This is a genomic window from Brevibacillus gelatini (assembly GCF_003710935.1).
GTDB classification, from domain to species: domain Bacteria; phylum Bacillota; class Bacilli; order Brevibacillales; family Brevibacillaceae; genus Brevibacillus; species Brevibacillus gelatini.
The window spans coordinates 31,533-54,823 of the sequence record NZ_RHHS01000015.1 but is presented as its reverse complement, the minus strand read 5'-3'; the positions used below and the strand labels follow the sequence as shown (position 1 = coordinate 54,823).

1 protein-coding gene is annotated in these 23,291 nt (G+C 57.0%); it reads right to left on the bottom strand.

Translation table 11 applies throughout. The features are described 5' to 3' along the window. Positions 1–69 precede the first annotated feature (69 nt). Positions 70–23,289 carry a non-ribosomal peptide synthase/polyketide synthase gene (locus EDM57_RS23885; RefSeq protein ID WP_122903768.1) on the bottom strand — a complete coding sequence of 7,740 codons (23,220 nt, stop codon included), beginning with the start codon at positions 23,287–23,289 and terminating at the stop codon, positions 70–72. Positions 23,290–23,291: the final 2 nt, after the last annotated feature.

Here is a 23,291-nt window from a genome sequence, read left to right as displayed (position 1 = left end):
CTGTTCACCCCCATAAAAATTTGCCAAAAGAGGCGCCGGCGTTTGACGCCTCTCGGCAGATTGGATCAATCACTTTTCCTGGATGAGATCAAGCAAGTCGGCAATCTCTTCGTCATCCCAGCCAAATTCGGACAAATCGCTCGCAGCGGTTGTTGCAGGTCCTGCGGCTTTTTCGTTCTCGGCCAGCTCCAGCAATTGACGCAGAGCGGTCACATAGTAGTCCGCCAATGCTTCCATCGTTTCGAAACGGTACATTTCTTCGCTAAAGGCGATGGTTACGACCAATTGGCCGCCGACAACGGAGCAACCGAAGTCAAGCAGGTGCTGACGGTCGGAGTTGCGGTTGAAGTTGTCGCCTCTCGCTTCGCTGGCATAGCCGAACAAGGAATCTGTGTCGCGGATGGCCTGGTCAAGCTGGCCCAGGTAGTTAAAGCTGATCTCTGCTTTTGGCAAAGCCTTGAACTTCTCTGCCATCTCTTGATTCAGGTAACGGAGGATGCCGTAGCCAATCCCTTTGTTCGGAATGCTGCGCAACCGTTCTTTGGTCGCTTGGAGCGCTGCTTTGAGCGAAGTTGTGCCTCTCGTATCCAGGAGGATGGTGTACATCGTTGTGAACCAGCCGACTGTACGGGACAGGTCGACGTCGTCAAACAGGTCTTCACGTCCATGTCCTTCCAGATGGACCAGTGTCGTCTGATTTCCGGTCCAGACGAAGATCGCTTCGGCCAAAGCAGTCAGCAAGACGTCGTTGATCTGGGTTTGGTAGACTGCTGGCAGCTCCTGCAGGAGTGCTTTCGTCTCTTCCTTGGACAGAGCGACGGAAACTGTTTTGGCAGAAAGCTCGCGGTTTTGGCCGTTTTCGTAATCTTTTGGCAGGGCGTTCACCTCTGCATCGAGGCTGTTCAGCCAATACGCTGCTTCTTCCCTGATACTGTCGGAATGGGCGTACTCTGCCAATTTTTCTGCCCAATATTTGTAGGAAGTCGTCTTCGGCGGCAGTTGCACCTGCTTGCCTTGCAAAAGCTGGTTGCACAGCTTGTTCAAGTCTTCCGTGATAATGCGCCACGACACCCCGTCGACAGCCAGGTGGTGTATGACGATCAGCAAGCGGCCTTCCTGCTCGCGGCCGAGGTCGAAGTAAACGGCACGAAGCAACGGACCATCTGCCAGATGCAAGCTTGCCTGAGCTTCGTTGCAAATTTCCTCGATTCGCTTCACCTGCTGCTCGGCATGCAAATCTGCCAATTCCACCGCGCTAAATGGAACGATGTCTGACCATTCAGCGCCCCACTGTTTCCACTGCCCATCCTCGTGATAGAAACGGAGGCGAAGGGCATCGTGGTGACCGAGCAAATGGTAGAAGGCTTGTCGCAAGATGTCCGGATCAATCGGCGCAACAGTCAACAGTACCGATTGGTTCCAATGATTGCGATTCGCCAGCTTTTGCTCGAAGAACCAGTGCTGAATCGGCAGAAGCGGCACGTTGCCTGTGACGGGCCCCTGCTCCGCGCAGATGCTGACCGACTCCCCGATTGCTTGAGCCAGCTCGGCAATCGACTGGTTTTCAAACAACAGCTTCGGCGTCAGGCGAATGCCGGATTGGGCAGCCCGTGCCACGATCTGAATGCTCAGGATCGAGTCTCCCCCGAGTTCGAAGAAGTTGTCGTGAATTCCGACTTCCTCTACCCCCAGGACATCTTTCCATATCTCCGCCAGCACTCGCTCGACAAACGTCTCTGGTGCAACGTATTCCCCGTCCGCTGTGTAGTCCGGCACTGGCAAGGCCCGGCGGTCCACTTTGCCGTTAGGCGTCAGCGGCAAAGGTTCCAGCATGACGAATGCGGCAGGCACCATGTATTCCGGAAGCTTTTCCTTGAGGTAGCTGCGCAACTCGCCCGCTTCGTAAGCGGCTCCCTTTGCTGGCACGATGTACGCCGCCAGTCTTTTGACCCCCGGCATATCTTCGCGGGCGAGGACAATCGCTTCCTTGACAGCAGGATGCGTGTACAGGGCCGTCTCGATTTCGCCCAACTCAACGCGGAAACCGCGGATGCTTACCTGATCGTCGGAACGGCCGATAAACTCGATGTTGCCGTCTGGCAGGTAGCGGACGAGATCGCCCGTGCGGTACATTTTTTCCCCGCGCACAGGGCTGAACGGGTTCTCTACAAAACGTTCCTGGGTCAAATCCGGACGCTTGTGGTACCCACGCGCCAGGCTGCTGCCCGCAATGTACAGCTCGCCTGCAACACCCATCGGCACTGGCTGTCTGTTTTCGTCCAGGATGTAAACTTGCACGTTGTCAATCGGGCGGCCGATGGAAGGCGGAGTTAGCTGGCCCGCTTGTACGGGAACGATGCCTGCTGTCGCCACGACCGCATTTTCCGTAGGTCCGTACTGGTTTACCAGCGTGAATGGCACATGTTCCGCAGGGTACTGATGCAGCTTGTCCCCGCCTGTCAGCATGTAGCGCAGACTGACGTGGCTCGGCCATTCAACAGTCAGCAAACTCTCGGCAAGAGGCGTCGGCAGGAAGCTGATCGTGATCCCTTCCTCTACGAGCCAATCGCGCAATTTTTCCGGAACGAGGCGAATTTCTTCTTGCGGCAGGCAAAGCGTCGCACCTGCCGTCAAATACGGCCAGATTTCCCAGACAGCGGCGTCGAAGGCTGTTCCCGCGATTTGCGATGCCCGATCAGCAGGCGTGACCTTGTAGGCGCGCTGGTGCCAGTAAATGAGATTCAACAGCGCGCGGTGCTCGATTTCCACGCCTTTTGGCTTTCCGGTGGAGCCTGACGTGTAGATGACATAAGCCAGTTCGTTCGTGGTTGTCGTGATTTCCGGGGCTTCCGTGCTCTCTTCTGCAATCAGCTCCCAATCGAGATCAAGGCAAATGAACGCTGCATCCGCTGTTGGCAATGTCGCAAGCAATCGTTCCTGGGTCAGCACGATTGGCATTTGTGTGTCTTCCATCATGAAGGCCAGGCGCTCTTGCGGATAGGATGGGTCCATCGGAACAAATGCCCCGCCTGCTTTGAGAATCCCCAACTGGCCGACAATCATCTCCATGGAGCGTTCGACGCAGATTCCGACAGGCGTTTCCGCTGTAACCCCTTGCTGTCGCAAGTAGTTCGCGAGCTGATTCGCTCTTCGCTCCAATTCTGCATAGGTGAGCGAGCCTTCTGCGGAGACGACCGCCGTTTGCTCCGGCAGCTTCCGGGCCATTTTCGCCACGAGTTCGTGCACGGTTTCTTCATACGAATAGTCGACAGCCGTGTCGTTCCACGCGAGTACAAGCTGCTTGCGCTCTTCTGCATCCAAGAGCGGCAAAGTCGTAATCGACTGATCTGGCTGGTCGGCGACGCCTTCCAGCAGTCGCTGGAAATGATTGACCATGCGCACGATTGTGCTGTGGTCAAACAAATCGGTATTGTAGTCAAACGTAGCGAGCAGGCCGGTTGGCGTCTCTGCCATGGTCAGGCTGATATCGTATTTGGACATGACGGCGTCGTTCTTGCTTTCGAACGGCGCGATCTCGATGTCCTCAAATTCATGCGTCTGCATCTGGAAGTTTTGCAGCGCGAACATGACCTGGAAGAGCGGCGAGTAGCTGAGGCTGCGCTCCAGCTCCAGTTCGTCTATCAACTTTTCAAAGGGCAGGTCTTGATGCGTGTACGCCGCAAGCGCAGTCTCGCGCACTCGCGCCAGCAGTTCGCGGAACGTCGGCGCGCCGGACATATCTGTCCTCATCGCCAGGGTGTTGATGAAGAAACCGATCAACCCCTCCGTCTCCTGTCGGTTGCGTCCAGCCACCGGACTTCCCACGATGATGTCGTCCTGACCGCTGTAGCGATAGAGCAACGTTTGGAATGCCGCAAGCAAGGTCATGAACAGCGTAGCGCCTTCCTGACGGCTGAGTGCATGCAGCTTTTCTGCAAGCTCCAGCGAGAATGTCGTCGTGTACAAAGCACCGTGATGCGTCTGTACAGCCGGGCGCGGACGGTCTGTCGGCAAGGCCAGCAACGGCTCGGCGCCATCCAGCTTTTCTTTCCAGTAGGCGAGCTGTTGTTCAAGCACCTCTCCTTGCAGCCACTCACGCTGCCAGGCGGCAAAGTCTGCGTATTGCAGCGGCAGCTCGGCAAGCTGCGGCCTATCTCCCTTGCACAGCGCTTCGTAAATGGCAGCCAGCTCTCCCATAAAAATGGTCATTGACCAGCCGTCTGAGACGATATGGTGCATGTTGAGCAGGAAGACGAACTGCTCGTCGCCTGTCTGGATAAGCGTAGCCCGCATCAACGGTCCAGTACGCAGGTGGAATGGCTGGGTAGCCTCTGCTTTTTCCAAGCGCTGTACCTGGGCGTCCCGCTCTTCATCCGGCAAGTCGCGCAAGTCAATGTGAGCGAGGTGCCATTCGAGCGCAGGGTGAATGACCTGCACAGCTTCCCCGTCAATGTCCGTGAACGTCGTGCGCAAGCTCTCGTGCCGCTCGATTATCATTTGCAAGCTGCGTTCCCATGCCTGGATGTTAAGCTGCCCTGTTATGCGCATCGCGGACGGAATGTTGTACAAGGCGCTGTCCGGAATCAAACGATCCAGGAACCACAGCCGTTGCTGGGCGAACGAGAGTGGCAGATGCTGATCGCGCGGAACAGGGAGTATCGGAACGTTGGCGACTCCCGATTTGGCCTCCAGCAGTTCGGCAAGCTTTTCGCTGATCGCAGCAACAGAAGGATGCTCGAACAGCATGCGCAGCGGCACATCGACAGCGAATGCTTCTTTCAGGCGGGAAACTGCCTGGGTAGCCAGGAGGGAATGGCCTCCCCGTTCAAAAAAGTCGTCATGGATTCCGATTCGCTCCACCGCCAGTACCTGCGCCCAGATGTTCGCCACGATTTCTTCGACAGGACTGCGCGGAGCCACATACTGCGCTGCTGACGTGTCGCGTTCATAATCCGGTGCAGGGAGGGCACGGCGGTCTACCTTTCCGTTGACCGTAAGCGGGATTTTCTCCATCCAGACGTAGCCTGCCGGGATCATGTATGTCGGCAAGGTCGTTTTCAGATAGCGAACAAGCTCTTCGTCACTCGGCTGCTGGCTATCGGCTGCGACCAGATAAGCAGCCAGACGCTTGTCTTCGGACCGATCCTGGCGTGCGATAACCACGACGTTTTGCACAGCGGGATGTTGTCTGAGTGCATTTTCGATTTCGCCCAGTTCGATGCGGTAGCCGCGAATTTTGACCTGGTCGTCGATCCTGCCCAGGAATTCGAGCTCGCCGTTGTCCAGATAGCGAACGAGGTCGCCCGTCTGGTAGAGCCGTTCTCCTTCCCGTCCGAACGGATGCGCGATAAAGCGCTCTGCCGTAAGCTCGGGACGGTTCCAGTAGCCTCTTGCCACCCCTTTGCCGCCGATGTACAGTTCGCCTGGTACGCCGACTGGCACAGGCTGCCCGTGTGCATCCAGCACATAGGTTGTGACATTGGCAAGCGGTCGGCCGATTGGCGGATTTTTGCCATCATCCTGACAACGCTTGAGCGTAGCCGTGACGGTTGTTTCGGTCGGTCCGTAGCAGTTGAACAACCGGCGGCCATTTGCAAAGCGGGCGACAAGCTCACGGCTGAGCGGTTCGCCGCCGACGATAATCGTTTGCAGATCAGGCAAATCAGCTTCCGGCAAGGCGGCCAGTGCAGAAGAAGTCATGGATACTACCGTGATACGCTTCTCCTGGAATACCCGGATCAGCTCAGGCCCTGGCAGCAACGCCTCGCGATCCTCGATAACCAGGGTCGCACCGGCGAGCAAGGACATGACGATCTCGGACACCGACACGTCGAAGCTGAACGAGATGAATTGCAGGACGCGGCTGGTCGCGTCGATCCCGAACGTTTGCATCAGATCATGCGCCAGGTTCATGACGCTGTGATGCTCGATCATGACGCCTTTTGGCAACCCGGTCGAGCCGGACGTGTAGATGACATAGGCCAGATTGTGTTCGCTGACGCTTGTTGTCACATTGGCGGTCGGCTCATTCGCGAGTTCGCCGCTGTCGAGGCAGATCACCTGACTGGAATCGGCAGGCAGCCTGTCCTGCAACGATTGCTGTGTCAGCAAAACGCTCGCCTGCGAATCCTCGATCATGTAGGCGATCCGTTCCTGCGGATGCGCCGGATCAATCGGCACGTAGGCAGCCCCTGCTTTCAGCACGCCGAGGAAAGCGACGATCATCTCCGGCGAACGCTCGAGGCAAATGCCCACCAGCGTATCCGGTTGTACTCCCCATGCGAGCAGTCTGTGCGCCAACTGGTTAGCCCGCTGGTTCAGTTCGGCATAGGTCCACTCCACATTCTTGTAGACGAGGGCCACGGCATCTGGCGACTTCTCCACCTGTTTTTCAAACGCCTGATGAACGCATAGCTGTTCGGGATATGCCACGCTCGTATCGTTCCATTCGAACAGCACCTGCTGGCGCTCGCTGTCACTCATCATCGACACTTCTGCGAGGCGCTGCTCCGGTTTTGCTGCCATGGACTTGAGCAAAAGGGACATCTGCTGCAGCACGCGCCCGATTCGCTCGGAAGTGAAACGGCTTTGGTCGAACTTGATTTTCAGGATCAGTTCTCGCCCTGGGCCGCAGACGACCGTGAGCGGATAGTTCGTCTGCTCAATCGTCTCCACGTCAGACAAATGCAGTTGGTGGTCTTCTGCCTGCACAGACTCGCCAAGCGGGTAGTTTTCAAAGATGAAAATGCTCTCGAACAGCGCCGTGTTGCGCGGCATGTCACTCCAGCCCTGAATGTCGACGAGCGGCGTGTACTCGTACTGGCGCAGCTCCACTTGCTGCTTTTGCATGGTATGCAGCCATTCCCGCACCGTTTTGCTCGCATCCACTGAAACGCGAATCGGCAGCGTGTTGATGAACAGACCAACCATGTCCTCCACGCCGGGCAAATCAGCCGGACGGCCGGAGCCTGTCGCACCGAAGACGATGTCATCTGCTCCGCTGTAGCGGCTCAGGACAAGCGCCCATGCCCCTTGCACAAGCGTGTTCAACGTCAACTGATGCGAACGGACAAAAGCTTGCAATTGGGCTGTCACGTCTTCCGGCAAACGAATTTCTCGCTCCGCGTATCCTTTTGCAGTCTCAGCCTGACCACTCGCGCTATCGCCCATCGCCAATGGCGTAGGCTCGTAAAAGCCTTTTAGCTGCTCGCGCCAGAACTGCTCGGCTGCCTGCAAATCTTGGCGCAAAACCCATTCGATATAGTGCGAGAACGGCTGAATCGGACTATAGGCAGCCTCTTTTCCTTCTGCCAGGGACAAATACGCGGCGAACCAGTCTTTCAGCACAATCGGGATGCTCCACCCATCGAGCAGGACGTGATGGAAGCTCCACGCAAAGCGATATGCTCCCTCGCTCAGGCGGAACAGCGTCCAGCGCATGAGCGGCGGTGCCGTGATCTCGAAACTGCGTCTGCGATCAGCCTCCAGATAGCGGGCAAGCTCCGCTTTTTGCTCTGCCGGAGAGAGATGGCGCAGGTCGATTTTTTCCACGCGCGCCTGTACTTGTCTGCGGACAACCTGATGCGGTTCCTCCAGACCTTCCCAAATAAACGATGTGCGCAAAATCGAATGGCGGTCGACGACCTTTTGCCACGCCTGTTCAAAAGCTTCCACATGCAGCCCTTCCATGGTCATCGCCAATTGGACGACGTAGTCTCCCCCCTCCTGTTCGTACAGGGAGTGGAACAGCATGCCGCCTTGCAGCGGACTGAGCGGATAGACGTTTTCGACCAGGCGATCTTGTCCCAGATGCTTGTCGAGAGCGCGTTGATCCATGCGTGCTAACGGGAAGTCGGACGGCGTATAGCCTCCTGCCTCTGCCGACTGGCTGTGTGCGATAATCTCGCGCAACGCTTCCATGTAGCTTGCCGCGAGCGCTTGAATCGTGCTTTCCTCGTGAATGTTTTCGTTGTACATCCACGTGACATGGAGCTGCTCTCCCGTAATGACGCTGTTGACATCCAGCAAATGCTGACGTAGCGCATTTTCCCCGAGATGGGCTCCTCTCGATTCCTGGGCCATGCCAAATTTCGACTCGGGCGAGACTGCCTGATCGAACTGGCCAAGGTAGTTGAAACTGATCTCGGCCTGCGCCTTCTCGCCGAGTCTTGTCCGCAGTTCCTCATCCGGACTCAAATAACGCAGGATGCCGTAGCCGACCCCTTTGTTCGGAATGCGGCGAAGCTGTTCCTTGACTGCCTTCAGCAACTCGCCCCACGGCTTCGTCGGCTCAATGGCAAGCTGTACCGGGTACATGCTCGTGAACCAGCCAACAGTGCGGGACAAGTCTGCACCCTCGATCAGTTCTTCGCGTCCGTGCCCTTCGAGATGGACAGCCATTGTCTTTTCGCCCGTCCAGCCATGCAAGGCTTTGGCGAGAGCGGCTAGCAGCACGTCGTTGATTTGCAGGCGGTATGGCGCCAGTGCATCCTGCAGCAACGCGCGGGTTTCTTCCGCTGTCAGGGAAAGGGTGACTTGCTTGACGGTCGCTTCCGTGTTTTGACCTGGATCGAACGCGTGGTCAATCGGCAGTCGGCTCACCTCGCTGCTTTGGCTCAGCCAATATGCTTTTTCCTGCTCGATGGCTTCGGAAGCGGCATATTTTTGCAGCTGTTCGGCCCACGTTTTAAAGGAGGTTGTCTTGGCCGGGAGTTGCACGGATTGACCGGATGCCAGTTGTTCGTAGGCGGTTTGCAGGTCCTCCAGCAAAATACGCCACGACACGCCGTCTACCACAAGGTGATGGGCGACGAGCAACAGACGGCCAGGCTGATCGGCCCCGAGATGGAAGTAAACCGCTTGAACAACAGGCCCCTCCATCAGATGCAGGCTTGCTTGCACCTCGTTTGCGATTTCCTCCAGCCGAGCCAGTTGCTGTTCGTCAGGCAACTCAGCAAGGCTAACACTGTAAAATGGCGCCGACTCCGCTACCCCTTCGATCCGCTGTGTCCAGCCTTGCTCCGTCTTGGCATAACGCATGCGCAAGGCGTCGTGATGAGCGAGCAACACCTCAATGGTCCGCTCCAGGACGCTCAGATCAACAGGCTGTTGAACCGTGAGCAGCAAGGATTGGTTCCAATGATGGACTGACGGCTGCCCGGAGGCAAAAAACCACGACTGAATCGGCGTGAGCGGCACGTCCCCTGTCACGATGCCTTGCTCGGCGGACAGTTTCGCTGCTGGGGTGTCGTCCGTTACGATTGCGACGCCCGCCAGTTCCGCAATTGTCTGATTGCCCAGAAGCTGCTTCGGCGTCAGGCGAATTCCGGCCTGATTGGCTCGGGAGACAACCTGGATACTCAGGATGGAGTCGCCGCCGAGCTCAAAAAAGTTGTCGTGGATGCCGACTTCGGCAACGCCCAGCACACTTTTCCAGATGTCTGCCAGCTTGGCTTCCAGTTCGGTTGTCGGAGCGGCAAAAGTGCCTGCTGCCTCGCTGCGGGACAAGTCAGGGGCGGGGAGCGCTCTGCGATCTACCTTGCCGTTTGGCGTCAGCGGCAAGGCATTCATGAGAACAAAGGCGGCTGGCACCATGTACTCAGGCAGCGTTTCCTTGAGATAGCTGCGCAAATCGCCTGTCCGCACCTCCTGCCCTTCTGTCGGCACGACGTAGGCAATGAGTCGCTTCACTCCCGGCGTATCCTCCCGAACGACGACGACCGTTTCTTTTACCGCCGGGTGGTTGTACAATGCCGTTTCGATCTCGCCCAGCTCGATACGGAAGCCGCGGATGCTTACCTGATCGTCAGCCCGCCCGATGAACTCGATGTTTCCATCCGGCAAGTAGCGCACGAGGTCCCCCGTCCGGTACATGCGCGTGCCCGTTTTTTCAGAGAAAGGATTGGCCACGAACCGTTCCTTGGTCAATTCGGGGCGATTCAGATAGCCGCGCGCCAGGCTGTCTCCTGCAATGTACAGTTCGCCCGCTACGCCAATCGGCACAGGCTGCAGCTTTTCATCGAGGACGTACACCTGCACGTTGTCAATCGGACGTCCGATGGATGGCGCGGACCCTTGCCCCGCCTCTGGCGGAACGATACCTGCCGTCGCCACAACCGCATTTTCCGTTGGCCCGTACTGATTCACCAGGGTAAACGGCAAGGTTGCCGGCGGATAGTCGTGCAGCTTGTCTCCCCCTGTCAGCATGTAGCGCAAGCTGGTGTGACCCGGCCATTCCAGCGCAAGCATCCTCTCGGCAAGTGGGGTTGGCAAAAAGCTGATGGTAATCTCCGACACAGCAAGCCAATCCCGCAATTTTTCCGGCACGAGACGGATTTCTTCGGATGGGAGGTACAGCGTCGCGCCTTTCGTCAGGTACGGCCAGATTTCCCAGACCGAAGCGTCAAAGGCTGTACCCGCGATTTGAGTCGCCCTGTCTTCAGCCTGCACGTTGTATGCCCGTTGGTGCCAGGACACGAGGTTCAGCAAGGCAGCATGCTCGATCTCTACCCCTTTTGGCGTTCCGGTAGAACCAGACGTGTAGATCACATAGGCGAGACTTGTTGTTGTCATCTCGATCACCGGAGCTTCGCTGCTCTCTTTTGCCAAGACATTCCAGTCGCGGTCCAGGCAGAAAAGTAACGCAGCAGTCTCTTGCGGCAGTCGCGCAAGCAAGTGCTCCTGAGTGAGGACAACGGGCATGCCGGCATCTGCCATCATGAACGCGAGACGCTCTTGCGGGTAATCAGGGTCCATCGGGACGTACGCACCGCCCGCCTTCCAGATCGCCAGTTGACCGACGAGCATGTCGATGGAGCGCTGTACGCAAATACCGACGAGTGTCTCGGAGGTGATTCCCTGATTTCGCAGCCAGTTTGCCACCTGATTCGCTCTGGCATCCAGTTCGGCATAAGAGATCTGTCCATCAGCGGAGACGACCGCAAGCTGATTCGGCATCTCCCGGGCGATCCGGGCAACCAACTCGTGCACGCACGTTTCCCGTTCAAACGGTACACGCGTGTCATTCCAATGCACGAGAACCTGCTCCCGTTCCTGATCGCTGATGAGCGGAATCGCTGTAATCTTCTGCAACGGATTTGCCGTGATGGCTTCCAGCAGGTTGGCAAAATGACCCGCCATCCGCTCAATCGTGGCCGGATCGAACAGATCGGTATTGTACTCGAAGGTTGCCATCAGTCCGTCCGGCAGCTCTGCAGCAGTCAGGGTGATGTCAAACTTGGCGCTTACCCCTTCATGCCCTCTGTCAAACGGCTCGATGCGGATGTCAGACAGCGTCTGGACGCCCAGCGGAATATTTTGCAGGACGAACATCACCTGGAACAGCGGCGAGTAGCTGAGACTGCGTTCAAGCGCAAGCTCATCCACCAGCTTTTCAAACGGTAGGTCCTGGTGCGCATACGCTTCCAGCGCGGTCTCCCGGACTTTTCCGAGCAAGTCGCGGAACGTCGGGTCCCCGGACATGTCGGTGCGCATCGCCAGTGTATTGACGAAGAAGCCGATGAGCGACTCCGTTTCCTGTCTGTTACGTCCGGCAACAGGACTGCCGACGATGATGTCGTGCTGACCGCTGTAGCGGTAGAGCAAGGTCTGGAAGGCAGCGAGCAACGTCATGAACAACGTCGAGCCTTCTTCACGGCTGAGCGCCTTCAACGCGGTGAGCAACTCTGCCGAAAGCGTAATCGTATGCATCGCCCCATTGTGGCTTTGCACGGCAGGGCGCGGACGATCTGTCGGCAGGGCCAGAAGTGGTTCGGCACCGCCCAGTTTCTGCTTCCAGTATGTTACCTGTTGCTCCAATACGCTTCCTTGCAGCCACTGGCGCTGCCATGCGGCATAGTCGGCATATTGCAGCGGCATTGCGGCAAGCTGCGGCGTTTCTCCCTTGCGAAGCGATTCGTAGATCGTTGCCAGCTCGTCCATGAATACGCTCATCGACCAGCCGTCCGCAACAATATGATGGATGTTCAGCAAAAAGACGTACTCTTGCTCGGCCAGGCTAATCAGGCTTGCGCGAAGCAGTGGACCTCGCTGCAAGTCAAACGGCTGTTTCGCATCTTCTGCCGCGAGACGCAATGCCTCTGTTTCGCGATTGTCTGCGTCCCGCAAATCGATTCGTTCCAGCTTCCACGCGATGTCAGGATGAATGATTTGCACGGCTTCCCCGTCGATGTCGGAGAAAGTCGTCCGCAAACTCTCATGGCGCTGAATCATCAGCTGGAGACTGCGCTCCCACGCTTCGACGTCCATTTCCCCGTACAGACGGGCAGCCGACGGGATGTTGTACACGGAACTGTCCGGCATCAGCCTGTCCAAATACCACAGCCGTTGCTGGGCAAACGAAAGCGGCAGTTGTTTGTCACGCGACACGGGTGTGATCGGCGAGCTGTCCACACGGTTTTCTCCCTGCAAAAGGGCGGTGATTTGCCCGCTGATCGCAGCGGTTGTCGGATAGTCAAACAGCGTGCGAAGCGGCAGCTCCACGCCAAAAGCATGGCGCATGCGGGAAACGGCCTGGGTAGCCAAAAGCGAATGACCGCCCCGTTCAAAGAAATCCTCATGGATTCCGATCTGCTCGACGGACAGCACCTGCGCCCAGATGTTGGCTACCATTTCTTCCGTCGGCGTGCGCGGCGCGACATACTCCCGCTGGCTGGTCCGTTGTCCCCAGTCCGGTGCAGGCAGTGCGCGGCGATCTACTTTTCCGTTGACCGTAAGCGGAATCGCCTCCATCCAGACAAAACCGGATGGAATCATATAGTCAGGCAACGTTTCTTTCAGATAGCGGCTAAGCTCCTCTGCTGCCGGCTTGTCTTCGCCTGCCGCCACCAGATACGCCGCCAAACGCTGATCGAACGCAACGACTACGGCTTCCTGTACCGCAGCGTGTCGGCTGAGCGCATTCTCGATTTCTCCCAGCTCGATGCGGTAACCGCGTATTTTCACCTGCGTATCGATTCGTCCAAGGAATTCGAGGTTGCCATCTGGCAAATAGCGGACAAGGTCGCCTGTGCGATAGAGCCGCTCTCCCTCTGCTCCGAACGGATGCGCAATAAAGCGCTCTGCCGTCAGTTCTGGACGATTCCAGTATCCACGGGCCAGGCCTTTCCCCCCGATGTACAGTTCACCGGGTACTCCTGCCGGAACTGGCTTCATATTCGCATCCAGCACGTACAAGGTCGCATTGGCGATCGGACGGCCGATTGGCACATTTTTCATATCCGGCTGGCACAGCATCATGGTGGAGCACACCGTTGCCTCCGTCGGTCCGTAGCAGTTGAAAAACTGGCGACCTGCCGCATAGCGGGCAACAAGTTCATCACTTGGTGCCTCTCCGCCGACAATCAACGTTTTTAAGTCAGGCAAATCAGCACCAGGCAATGCTGCGAGCACGGAGGACACCATCGAGACGGTCGTGATGCGTTTTTCTCGCAAAACCGTAATGAGTTCAGGGCCTGGCAAAAGCGACTCCCGATCCTCGATCACCAGTGTCGCTCCGGCGAGCAAAGCCATGACGATCTCGGAGACGGACACGTCAAAGCTGAACGATGTAAACTGCAGGACGCGGCTGGATGGCTGAATCCGAAACGCTTCGATCAAGGCATAGGCCATATTCATCACGCTGTTGTGCTCAACCATCACCCCTTTTGGCAACCCGGTAGAGCCTGACGTGTACATGACGTAGGCAAGATTTTGTTCCGTAGCCCCGCTTTCCGGATTGGTCACAGGCTCATTTGCCCGTGTATCGCCATCGAGGCAAATCACGCGAGCGTTCGTTGCGGGCAACATATCGACGAGCGATTGCTGCGTCAGCAAAACGCCAGCCTGTGAATCTTCGAGCATGTACGCCATCCGCTCTTGCGGCAGTGCCGGATCGATCGGCACGTAGGCGGCTCCCGCTTTCAGCACACCGAGAATGCCGATTATCATTTCCGGCGAGCGCTCGACGCAAATCCCGACAAGCGTATCCGGCTTCGCTCCTTGCGCAAGCAGTTGATGTGCCAGTTGGTTCGCCCGTTGGTTCAGCTCGGCATACGTCAGCTCCTGCTCTTTGTACACGAGCGCGACGTGATCCGGTGTCTTTGCCGCCTGCTGTTCAAACGCTTGATGCACGCACAGCCCTGTCGGATACTCCACCTTCGTCTCGTTCCACTCGACAAGCACTTGCTGCCGCTCGCGTTCACTCATCATGCTCACGTCAGCAAGCAGTTGGTCCGGGTTGGCTGTCATGGATTGCAGCAGAAGCGTCATCTGCTCCAGGACGCGCTCGATTCCTCCACCGTCGAAGCGACTCTGATCGAACTTGATTTTGACCAGAAACTCTTCGCCAGGGCCGCAAACGACCGTCAGCGGATAGTTCGTTTGCTCCACCGAGTCCACATCTGCGATTCGGAAGCTGTGATCCACTTCTTTGACAGACTCGTCAATCGGGTAGTTTTCAAAGATAAAAATGCTCTCGAACAAGGAAGCGTTACGCTCGATTTCGCTCCATTTTTGGATGTCAACCAGCGACGTGTACTCGTACTGGCGAATTTCCACCTGCAGCTCCTGCAATTCGCGCAGCCATTCCCGAACTGTTTTGCGCGGGTCCAGGGTCACGCGAATCGGCAGTGTGTTGATGAACAGCCCCACCATGTTTTCCACGCCAGGCAAATCGGCCGGACGTCCGGAACCCGTTACCCCGAAAACAACATCCGCTTCGTTGCTGTAAGCGCCAAGGATCAATGCCCATGCGCTCTGCACCAATGTATTCATCGTCACCTGATGCTGACGGGCAAAAGCTTGCAATTGCTGTGTCCACTGCGCCGAGAAGCGAATGGAACGCTCGTCGTACGCTTTCCGAACCGCGCCAGGTTGCGCTGCTTTTCCCATCTTCAACTGGGTCGGAGCGTAAATGCCTTTCAAATGGCTGCGCCAGAAGCGCTCGGCCGCTTGCAAATCCTGGCGTTGCAGCCACGCGACATAGTGGGAAAACGGCTGCACAGCGCCAAGCTGAATGTCTTTTCCGTCCGCCAGAGCCAGATAAGCGGCAAACCAGTCTTTCATGACGAGCGGTACGCTCCAGCCGTCAAGCAAGACGTGGTGGAAACTCCAGATGAAGCGGTACGCTTCGTCGCTGATCCGAAACAACGTCCAGCGCATCAGCGGCGGCTCGGTAATCGCGAAGCTGCTTCTGCGATCCGCCTCCAAAAACGCGTCCCACTCCGCTTTTTGCTGATCGGCGGGCAGATGGCGCAAATCTTTTTCCACAACCGATACCGGAACATGTTTGCGGACAATCTGATGCGGCTTGGCCACCCCGTCCCAAATAAAGGAACTGCGCAAAATCGGGTGACGGTCCACGACCTTTTGCCATGCCTGCTGGAAAACGTCAACCTGCAAATGGTGCATCGTCATGGAAAATTGCACCACATAGTCTCCGCCCGTCTGCTCGTACAAGGAATGGAAAAGCATTCCTTCCTGCAGCGGAGTCAGCGGATAGACGTTTTCAATGGAGCGCTCCTTGCCCACGTATTGGTCGAGCGCGCGCTGATCCAGACGGGACAGCGGGAAGTCGGAAGGGGTGTAGCCCCCTGCCTCTTCGGAGCGGCAATGGGCCATGATTTCGCGCAAGGCCGCCATGTAATCACGGGCCACTGCTTCGATCGTGCTTTCGTTGTGGATGTTTTGGCTGTACATCCAGGTAATGTGCAGTTGTTCACCTGAAATGACGCTGTTCACATCCAGCAAATGCGCACGAATGGAATCAGGGGCAATATTCGAGCCTCTCGCTTCCTCCGCGATGCCGAACTTCGAATCGCTCGACATCACCTGGTCAAACTGCCCAAGGTAGTTGAAGCTGATTTCCGGTTTTGCCTGTGCCTGCACCTGCTCTCTCCACGCATCGTCATCGCTCAGGTAGTACAGGATGCCGTAGCCCATTCCTTTTCGCGGAATCTGGCGAAGCTGCTCCTTGACCGTTTTCAGCAGGCTGCCCCACGGCATCGTCTGGTCAAACGCCAGTTGCACCGGATACATGCTTGTGAACCATCCAACGGTACGGGACAGATCGGCGCCTTCCATAATTTCCTCGCGGCCGTGCCCTTCCAGATGGACGTACAGCGTCTCTTTTCCTGTCCAGCGGTTCAGCGCTTTGGCCAGGGCGGCGAGCAGCACATCGTTGATTTGCAGGCGGTAGGCGGATAGTGTTTCTTGCAGCAAGGCGCGCGTTTCCGCTTTGCTCAGCGAGAACGTCACTTGTCGCGCTGACGCTTCCGTGTTTTGGCCAGGCTCAAACGGATGGTCGATCGGGAGCGGACTCACCCCGCTGCCTTGGCGGAGCCAGTACGCTTTTTCCTGGTTCAGCTCATCCGAGTTGGCATAGTTGACCAATTGCTCTGCCCACATCTTGAACGAAGTGGTCTTCGCCGGGAAATGCACGTCTTGACCGTTTGCCAGTTGCTCATAGGCATGCTGCAAATCTTCCAGCAAAATCCGCCACGATACTCCGTCGACGACCAGGTGGTGAACGACGAGCAGCAGCCTGCCCGCTTCGCTATCCCCCAGGTTCACGTACACGGCCTGTACGACCGGGCCTTCCGTAATGTTCAGGCTCGCTTGAACCTCACTGGCGATTTCCTCCAGCCGGGCTGCCTGTTCTTCCCGCGGGAGATTCGACAAGTCCACGCTGCGGAATGGGACTTGATCGCTGTGCCCTTCCATCTGTTGCGTCCACGTGCCGTCCTGTCGCGTAAAACGCATGCGCAGCGCATCGTGGTGCGAGAGCAAGCTCTCAATCGCCCGTTCCAGAACGGCAGTGTCCACCGGCTGCTGTACAGTAAGCAGCAACGACTGGTTCCAGTGATGCAGGGAAGGTTGCTCAGCTTCAAAAAACCATTTCTGGATCGGGGTAAGCGGCACGTTCCCGGTGACGGTCCCCTGCTCGTTTTCCCATTTCGCACCTGACGCCTGGTTCGCATCTGTCACGACGCGCAGCAGCTCGGCGATTGTCTGATTCTCGAACAACTGCTTCGGTGTGAAGCGAATGCCTGCCTGGTTCGCCCGGGCCACGATCTGGATGCTGAGAATGGAGTCCCCGCCCAGTTCAAAAAAGTTGTCGTGGATGCCGACGCTCGCTACACCGAGCACACTTTTCCAAATATCGGCAAGCATTACTTCCAGCTCTGTCACAGGCGCCACATAACGGTCAGTTGCCTCGCCGCCCACATATTCCGGTGTTGGCAGTGCCCGGCGGTCCACTTTTCCGTTCGGCGTCAGCGGGAGGCTGTCAATTTTCACGAAAGCGGACGGAATCATGTACTCCGGCAACTTGTTTTTGAGATACGAGCGCATCTCGACAGGTTCAACCGCTTCGCCTTCTGCAAAAACAAGGTAGGCGCAAAGCCTTTTGTCACCAGGTGTATCTTCTCGCACCAGGAGGAACGCGTCTTGCACAGCCGGGTGGCTCGCGAGCGCTGTCTCGATCTCGCCCAATTCGATGCGGAAGCCGCGAATTTTGACCTGGTTGTCGATCCGCCCGATAAATTCAAGCGTGCCGTCCGGCAAATAGCGGACCAGATCGCCTGTCCGGTACAGGCGTGAACCTTTTTGCGGGTCGAACGGATTGTCCACGAACCGCTCTGCGGTCAGCTCCGGATTGTTCAAATAGCCAAGAGCCAGACCATCTCCGCTGATATACAATTCACCTGCTACTCCCAGCGGAACAGGCTGTCTGTTTTTGTCCAGAACGTACACCGTCGTGTTGCTGATCGGACGGCCAATCGAGAACGAGGTGATCTCGTCGGCAAGCTCCGTGACCGGATGGCAGCACGTAAACGTCGTGTTTTCCGTCGGGCCATAGCCGTTGATGACGGTGATGCCGCCCATGGCCAGCACCTTGCGCACATGTGGGACGGAGACGACGTCACCGCCGACGAGCAACTGCCGCACACCGCGCAAATATTCGGCTTTGTGGTCGACCAGGATGGAAAACAGCCCGGCTGTCAGCCACAGCGTCGTCACGTTGTGCTTTTGGATCGCTTCGCCCAGTTCATCGAGCGAAGGCAGATGCGGCGGCATCAGCACAAGCTTAGCTCCGTTCAGCAACGCTCCCCAGATTTCAAAAGTAGCCGCGTCAAACGATACGGTAGATGCTTGCAAAAAGACGTCTTCTTCGCTGATCGTGACGTAATTCGTTTCCTTCACCAGACGCACGATTCCGCGATGCGGAACGAGAACCCCTTTTGGTGTACCCGTAGAGCCCGACGTGTAGATGACGTAGGCGAGACTGTCTTTGCTCGTATCCGCGGCAGGCGCAAGCGTACTTTCCTCCACCCAGTTCTTCCTGTCGCGGTCCAGGCAGACAACATGACGCTTGCGGCTTCTCCACATTTTCGCCAGATGCTTTTGGGTCAGCAAAATGGACACGTTGGCATCCGCCAGCATGAAGTCGAGACGCTCTTTTGGATAAGCCGGGTCGAGCGGCACGTACGCCCCGCCTGCCTTGAGAATCGCAAGCAGTCCAACGAGCATGTCCGCCGAGCGTTCCACGCATATCCCGACAAAAGTACCTGTCTCCACTCCCTGCTTTTGCAAGTAGTGGGCAAGCTGGTTCGCTTGTGCCTCCAGCTCGGCATAGGTCAACTGCTGGTCGCCCGCGACGACGGCGATGCGCTCCGGGTACTTGGCCGCTGTTTCTGCAAACAGCTGCGCCACAGTTTTATCACGCGGATAGTCGGTGGCTGTATCGTTCAGCTCGACGATCAGCTTGTGCCGTTCGCTCTCGCTCAAGTATGCAAGCTGCCCTATCGGCTCTTCCGGTTCGGCGATGACTGCCTCCAGCAGGTTTTGCAAATGTTCCGCCATCCGCTCGATGGTCGCGCGGTCGAACAAATCCGTGCTGTACTCAAACGAGGCAATGAGCCTGTCTGCCTGCTCTCGCATTGTCAGCGTCAGGTCGAACTTGGAGGTCGTCAAGTGGCGTTCCGTATCGAGCAACGTAAGCTGGATGTCCGACGCTTCCGCTTCCTCGAGTGGGAAGTTTTGCAGGACGAACATGACCTGGAACAGCGGCGAGTAGCTCAGGCTGCGCTCCAGTTGCAGCTCATCGACCAGTTTTTCAAAAGGCACATCCTGATGCGCGTAGGCTGCCAGTGCTGTTTCCCGAACCCGTGCCAGCAATTCGGTAAAGGTAAGCTCGCCGGATAGCTGTGTTCGCAGCGCCAGCGTGTTGACGAAAAACCCGATCAGTTTCTCCGTTTCCTGGCGATTGCGGCCAGCAACCGGGCTGCCCACCACGATGTCTTCCTGACCGCTGTAGCGGTACAGAAGGGTTTGGAAAGCCGCGAGCAGCGTCATAAACAAGGTAGCATTCGCTTCCTTGCTAAGGACTTTCAGCTTGCCGAGCAAATCCCGCGAGAAAGTGGTGGTATAGACTGCCCCTGCGTAGCTTTGGACAGCAGGGCGCGGACGGTCTGTCGGCAGAGCCAAAAGCGGTTCCGCTCCGCTCAGCTTCTCTTTCCAGTAGGCAACCTGCTGCTCCAATACCTCGCCAGCCAGCCATTCACGCTGCCAGGCGGCAAAGTCCGCGTACTGAATCGGCATCTCTGCGAGCGTTGGCGCCTCTCCTTTGCGGAAAGCTTCGTAATAGGCTAATAATTCGCGCAGGAAGACGCCCATCGACCAGCCGTCAGAGATAATGTGATGCATGTTGAGGAAAAAGACATACGCTTGGTCGTCTATTCGGATCATCGACGCGCGCAGCAGCGGCCCTTGTCTCAGGTTGAACGGTTGGGCAGCTTCGGCAGCAGCCAGTCGGTCTACTTCCCGTTCCCGCTCATTCGCGGCAAGCTCGCGCAAGTCCAGCACAGCAAGCTTCCAGTCCAACTGCGGATGGATTACCTGCACGGCTTGTCCGTCTTCGTCCGTGAACGTCGTGCGCAAGCTTTCATGGCGCGAAATGATCGTCTGCAAGCTTTTTTCCCAGGCCGCTACGTCCAACTCTCCCTGTATGCGAAGCGCAAACGGAATGTTGTACATCGGATTGTCCGGCATGAGCTGATCGAGGAACCACAGCCGCTGCTGGGCAAAAGACAACGGCAGCTTGCCCTCTCGCGGCACAGGCTGAATCGTGGTACCGTCCGTCTCTTTTTCGCCCACCATGAGGGCAGTGGCTTGCTCACTCCATGCGGCAATCGTCGGATGCTCAAAAATCGAACGCACAGACAGATCTGTGCCAAACGCTTCGCGCAGCCTGGAAACGACCCGTGTCGCCAGCAGCGAATGTCCGCCCAGCTCGAAAAAGTTGTCGTAAATCCCTACTTGTTCGACTCCAAGCACCTGCGACCAGATGTTGGCAATGAGCTCTTCTGCCTGATTGCGCGGCGCTATGTATTCTCCAGAAAGAGCGGAAGTGTCCCATTCCGGCTCCGGCAGTCGTCTGCGGTCGATCTTGCCGTTCGCCGTTAACGGCATGGCATCGAGGAATACGTAAAAAGTCGGCACCATGAACTCAGGCAGCTTTGCTTTTGCCCATGCCTGCAAGTCGGACGCATGGAGCGATTCCTCTGCCGATGCGGTCACATACGCTGTCAAGTGCTTCTCGCCCTGCTTGTTTTCGCGGGCCAGCACCACGATTTCGTTCACAGCCGGATGCAAAGAGAGCGCTGCTTCCACCTCGCCCAATTCAATGCGGAAACCGCGAATCTTGACCTGGTTGTCGATCCGCCCGATAAAGTCAAGCGTGCCGTCCGGCAAATAGCGGACCAGATCGCCTGTCCGGTACAGGCGTGAACCTTTTTGCGGGTCGAACGGATTGTCCACGAACCGCTCTGCGGTCAGCTCCGGATTGTTCAAATAGCCAAGAGCAAGACCGTCTCCCCCTATGTATAGTTCGCCTGCAACACCAATCGGAACAGGCTGTCTGTTTTTGTCCAGAACGTACACCGTCGTGTTGCTGATCGGACGGCCAATCGAGAACGAGGTGATCTCGTCGGCAAGCTCCGTGACCGGATGGCAGCACGTAAACGTCGTGTTTTCCGTCGGGCCATAGCCGTTGATGACGGTGATGCCGCCCATGGCCAGCACTTTTCGCACATGCGGGACGGAGACGACGTCACCGCCGACGAGCAACTGCCGCACACCGCGCAAATATTCGGCTTTGTGGTCGACCAGGATGGAAAACAGCCCGGCTGTCAGCCACAGCGTCGTCACGTTGTGCTTTTGGATCGCTTCGCCCAGTTCATCGAGCGAAGGCAGATGCGGCGGCATCAGCACAAGCTTAGCTCCGTTCAGCAACGCTCCCCAGATTTCAAAAGTAGCCGCGTCAAACGATACGGTAGATGCTTGCAAAAAGACGTCTTCTTCGCTGATCGTGACGTAATTCGTTTCCTTCACGAGACGCACGATTCCGCGATGCGGAACGAGAACCCCTTTTGGCGTACCCGTAGAGCCCGACGTGTAGATGACGTAGGCGAGACTGTCCTTGGTCGTATCCGCAGCAGGCGAAAGCGTACTTTCTTCTGCCCATTTCTTCCTGTCGCGGTCCAGGCAGACAACGCGGCGCTTGCGGCTTCTCCACATTTTCGCCAGATGCTTTTGGGTCAGCAAGACGGACACGTTGGCATCGGCCAGCATGAAGTCGAGACGCTCTTTTGGATACGCCGGGTCGAGCGGCACGTACGCCCCGCCTGCCTTGAGAATCGCAAGCAGTCCGACGAGCATGTCCGCCGAGCGTTCCACGCATATCCCGACAAAAGTACCTGTCTCCACTCCTTGCTTTTGCAAGTAGTGAGCAAGCTGGTTCGCTTTTGCCTCCAACTCGGCATAAGTCAACTGCTGGTTGCCCGCGACGACGGCGATGCGCTCCGGGTACTTGGCTGCTGTCTCTGCAAACAGTTGATGGACCGTTTTGTCGGCAGGATAGTGGGTCGCAGTCTGATTCAGCTCAAACAGCAAGTGCTGCTTCTCTTCCTCGCTGAGCAATGAAATCGCGGACAGGCGTTGCTCCGGATTGTCAACGATTGCCTCCAGAATACGTTCGAGCTGGTCAAGAGTCCGCTCGATTGCCGCTGGCTCAAAGCGCTCTGTCGCGTACATCATTTTGATGCGGAACGGATCACCCGGAATCCCGACAACGGTGAGCGGATTATCCACCTCCTGGAAGTGTTGCACATGAGAGATGGTGAACCCGACCTCCTGCTCGGCCTCTTCCCCGAGCGGGTAGTTTTCAAATACAAAAATGCTTTCGAACAGCGGCATCCCGCGCGGAACATCCGTCCAGCCCTGAATGTCGACCAATGACGTGTATTCATACTGGCGGACTCTGGATTGCTGTTCCTGCAATTCCTTGAACCAGTGAGCCAGCGTTTTCTCGGGAGCGACGGTCGCCTTCATCGGCAAGGTGTTGATGAACATCCCCACCATCTGCTCCACGCCGGGCAGGTCGCTCGGGCGCCCGGAGCCGGTTACCCCGTACACCACGCTTTCCTCGCCGCTCAGACGGCTGAGGAGGATCGCCCATGCGCCTTGCACGATGGTGTTGATGGTGACTTTGTACGTCCGCGCCAATTTGGAAAGCGCTTTGGTCACGTCACGAGACAAAATTTTTGTCGATTCCCGAATGCCTTTTTCCGTCTCTTGCTTCCTTTTGGCATACGATTCAAAAGGAAGCGGCGTCGGATTCTCGATTTCGCCCAAAAACTCGCGCCAGAACGTCTCGGCTGCCTGCTTGTCCTGACGGCGGAGCCAGGAGACGTAATCCTTGAACGGTCTTGGCTGCGGCAGTCTCAGCTCTTTGCCTTGGCGGTACGCCTGATAAAATTCGAGAACTTCCTGAAAAACGATCGGGCTGCTCCATCCGTCCAACAGCAGATGGTGGAAGCTCCAGACGAGCTGGTGCACGGCTTCGGCCTTTTTGATGACTGTTACGCGCATGAGCGGGGCTTCGCTCAAGTCGAAGCCCGCTTCTTTTTCATTTTGCAAAAACGCTGCCAGCATCGTTTCCTGTTCAGTCTCGCTGTGATCGGACCAGTCTTCCTGGTGAATGGTAAAAGGAACATGTTCGAAGACCACCTGCAGCGGCTTCTCGACCTCTTCCCAGAGGAAGCCGGTACGTAAAATCGAATGTCTTTGCACCACTTTGTTCCAGGCTTTTTCAAAGCTTGCGATGTCAAGCTCGCCTGTAAGAACGGCAGTGTTCTGGATCATATAGGCCGAACCTTCGGAGTACAGCGAATGGAACAGCATTCCTTCCTGCAGCGGGGTTAAGGTGTACAGATCAGTGAAATTCCCCATCG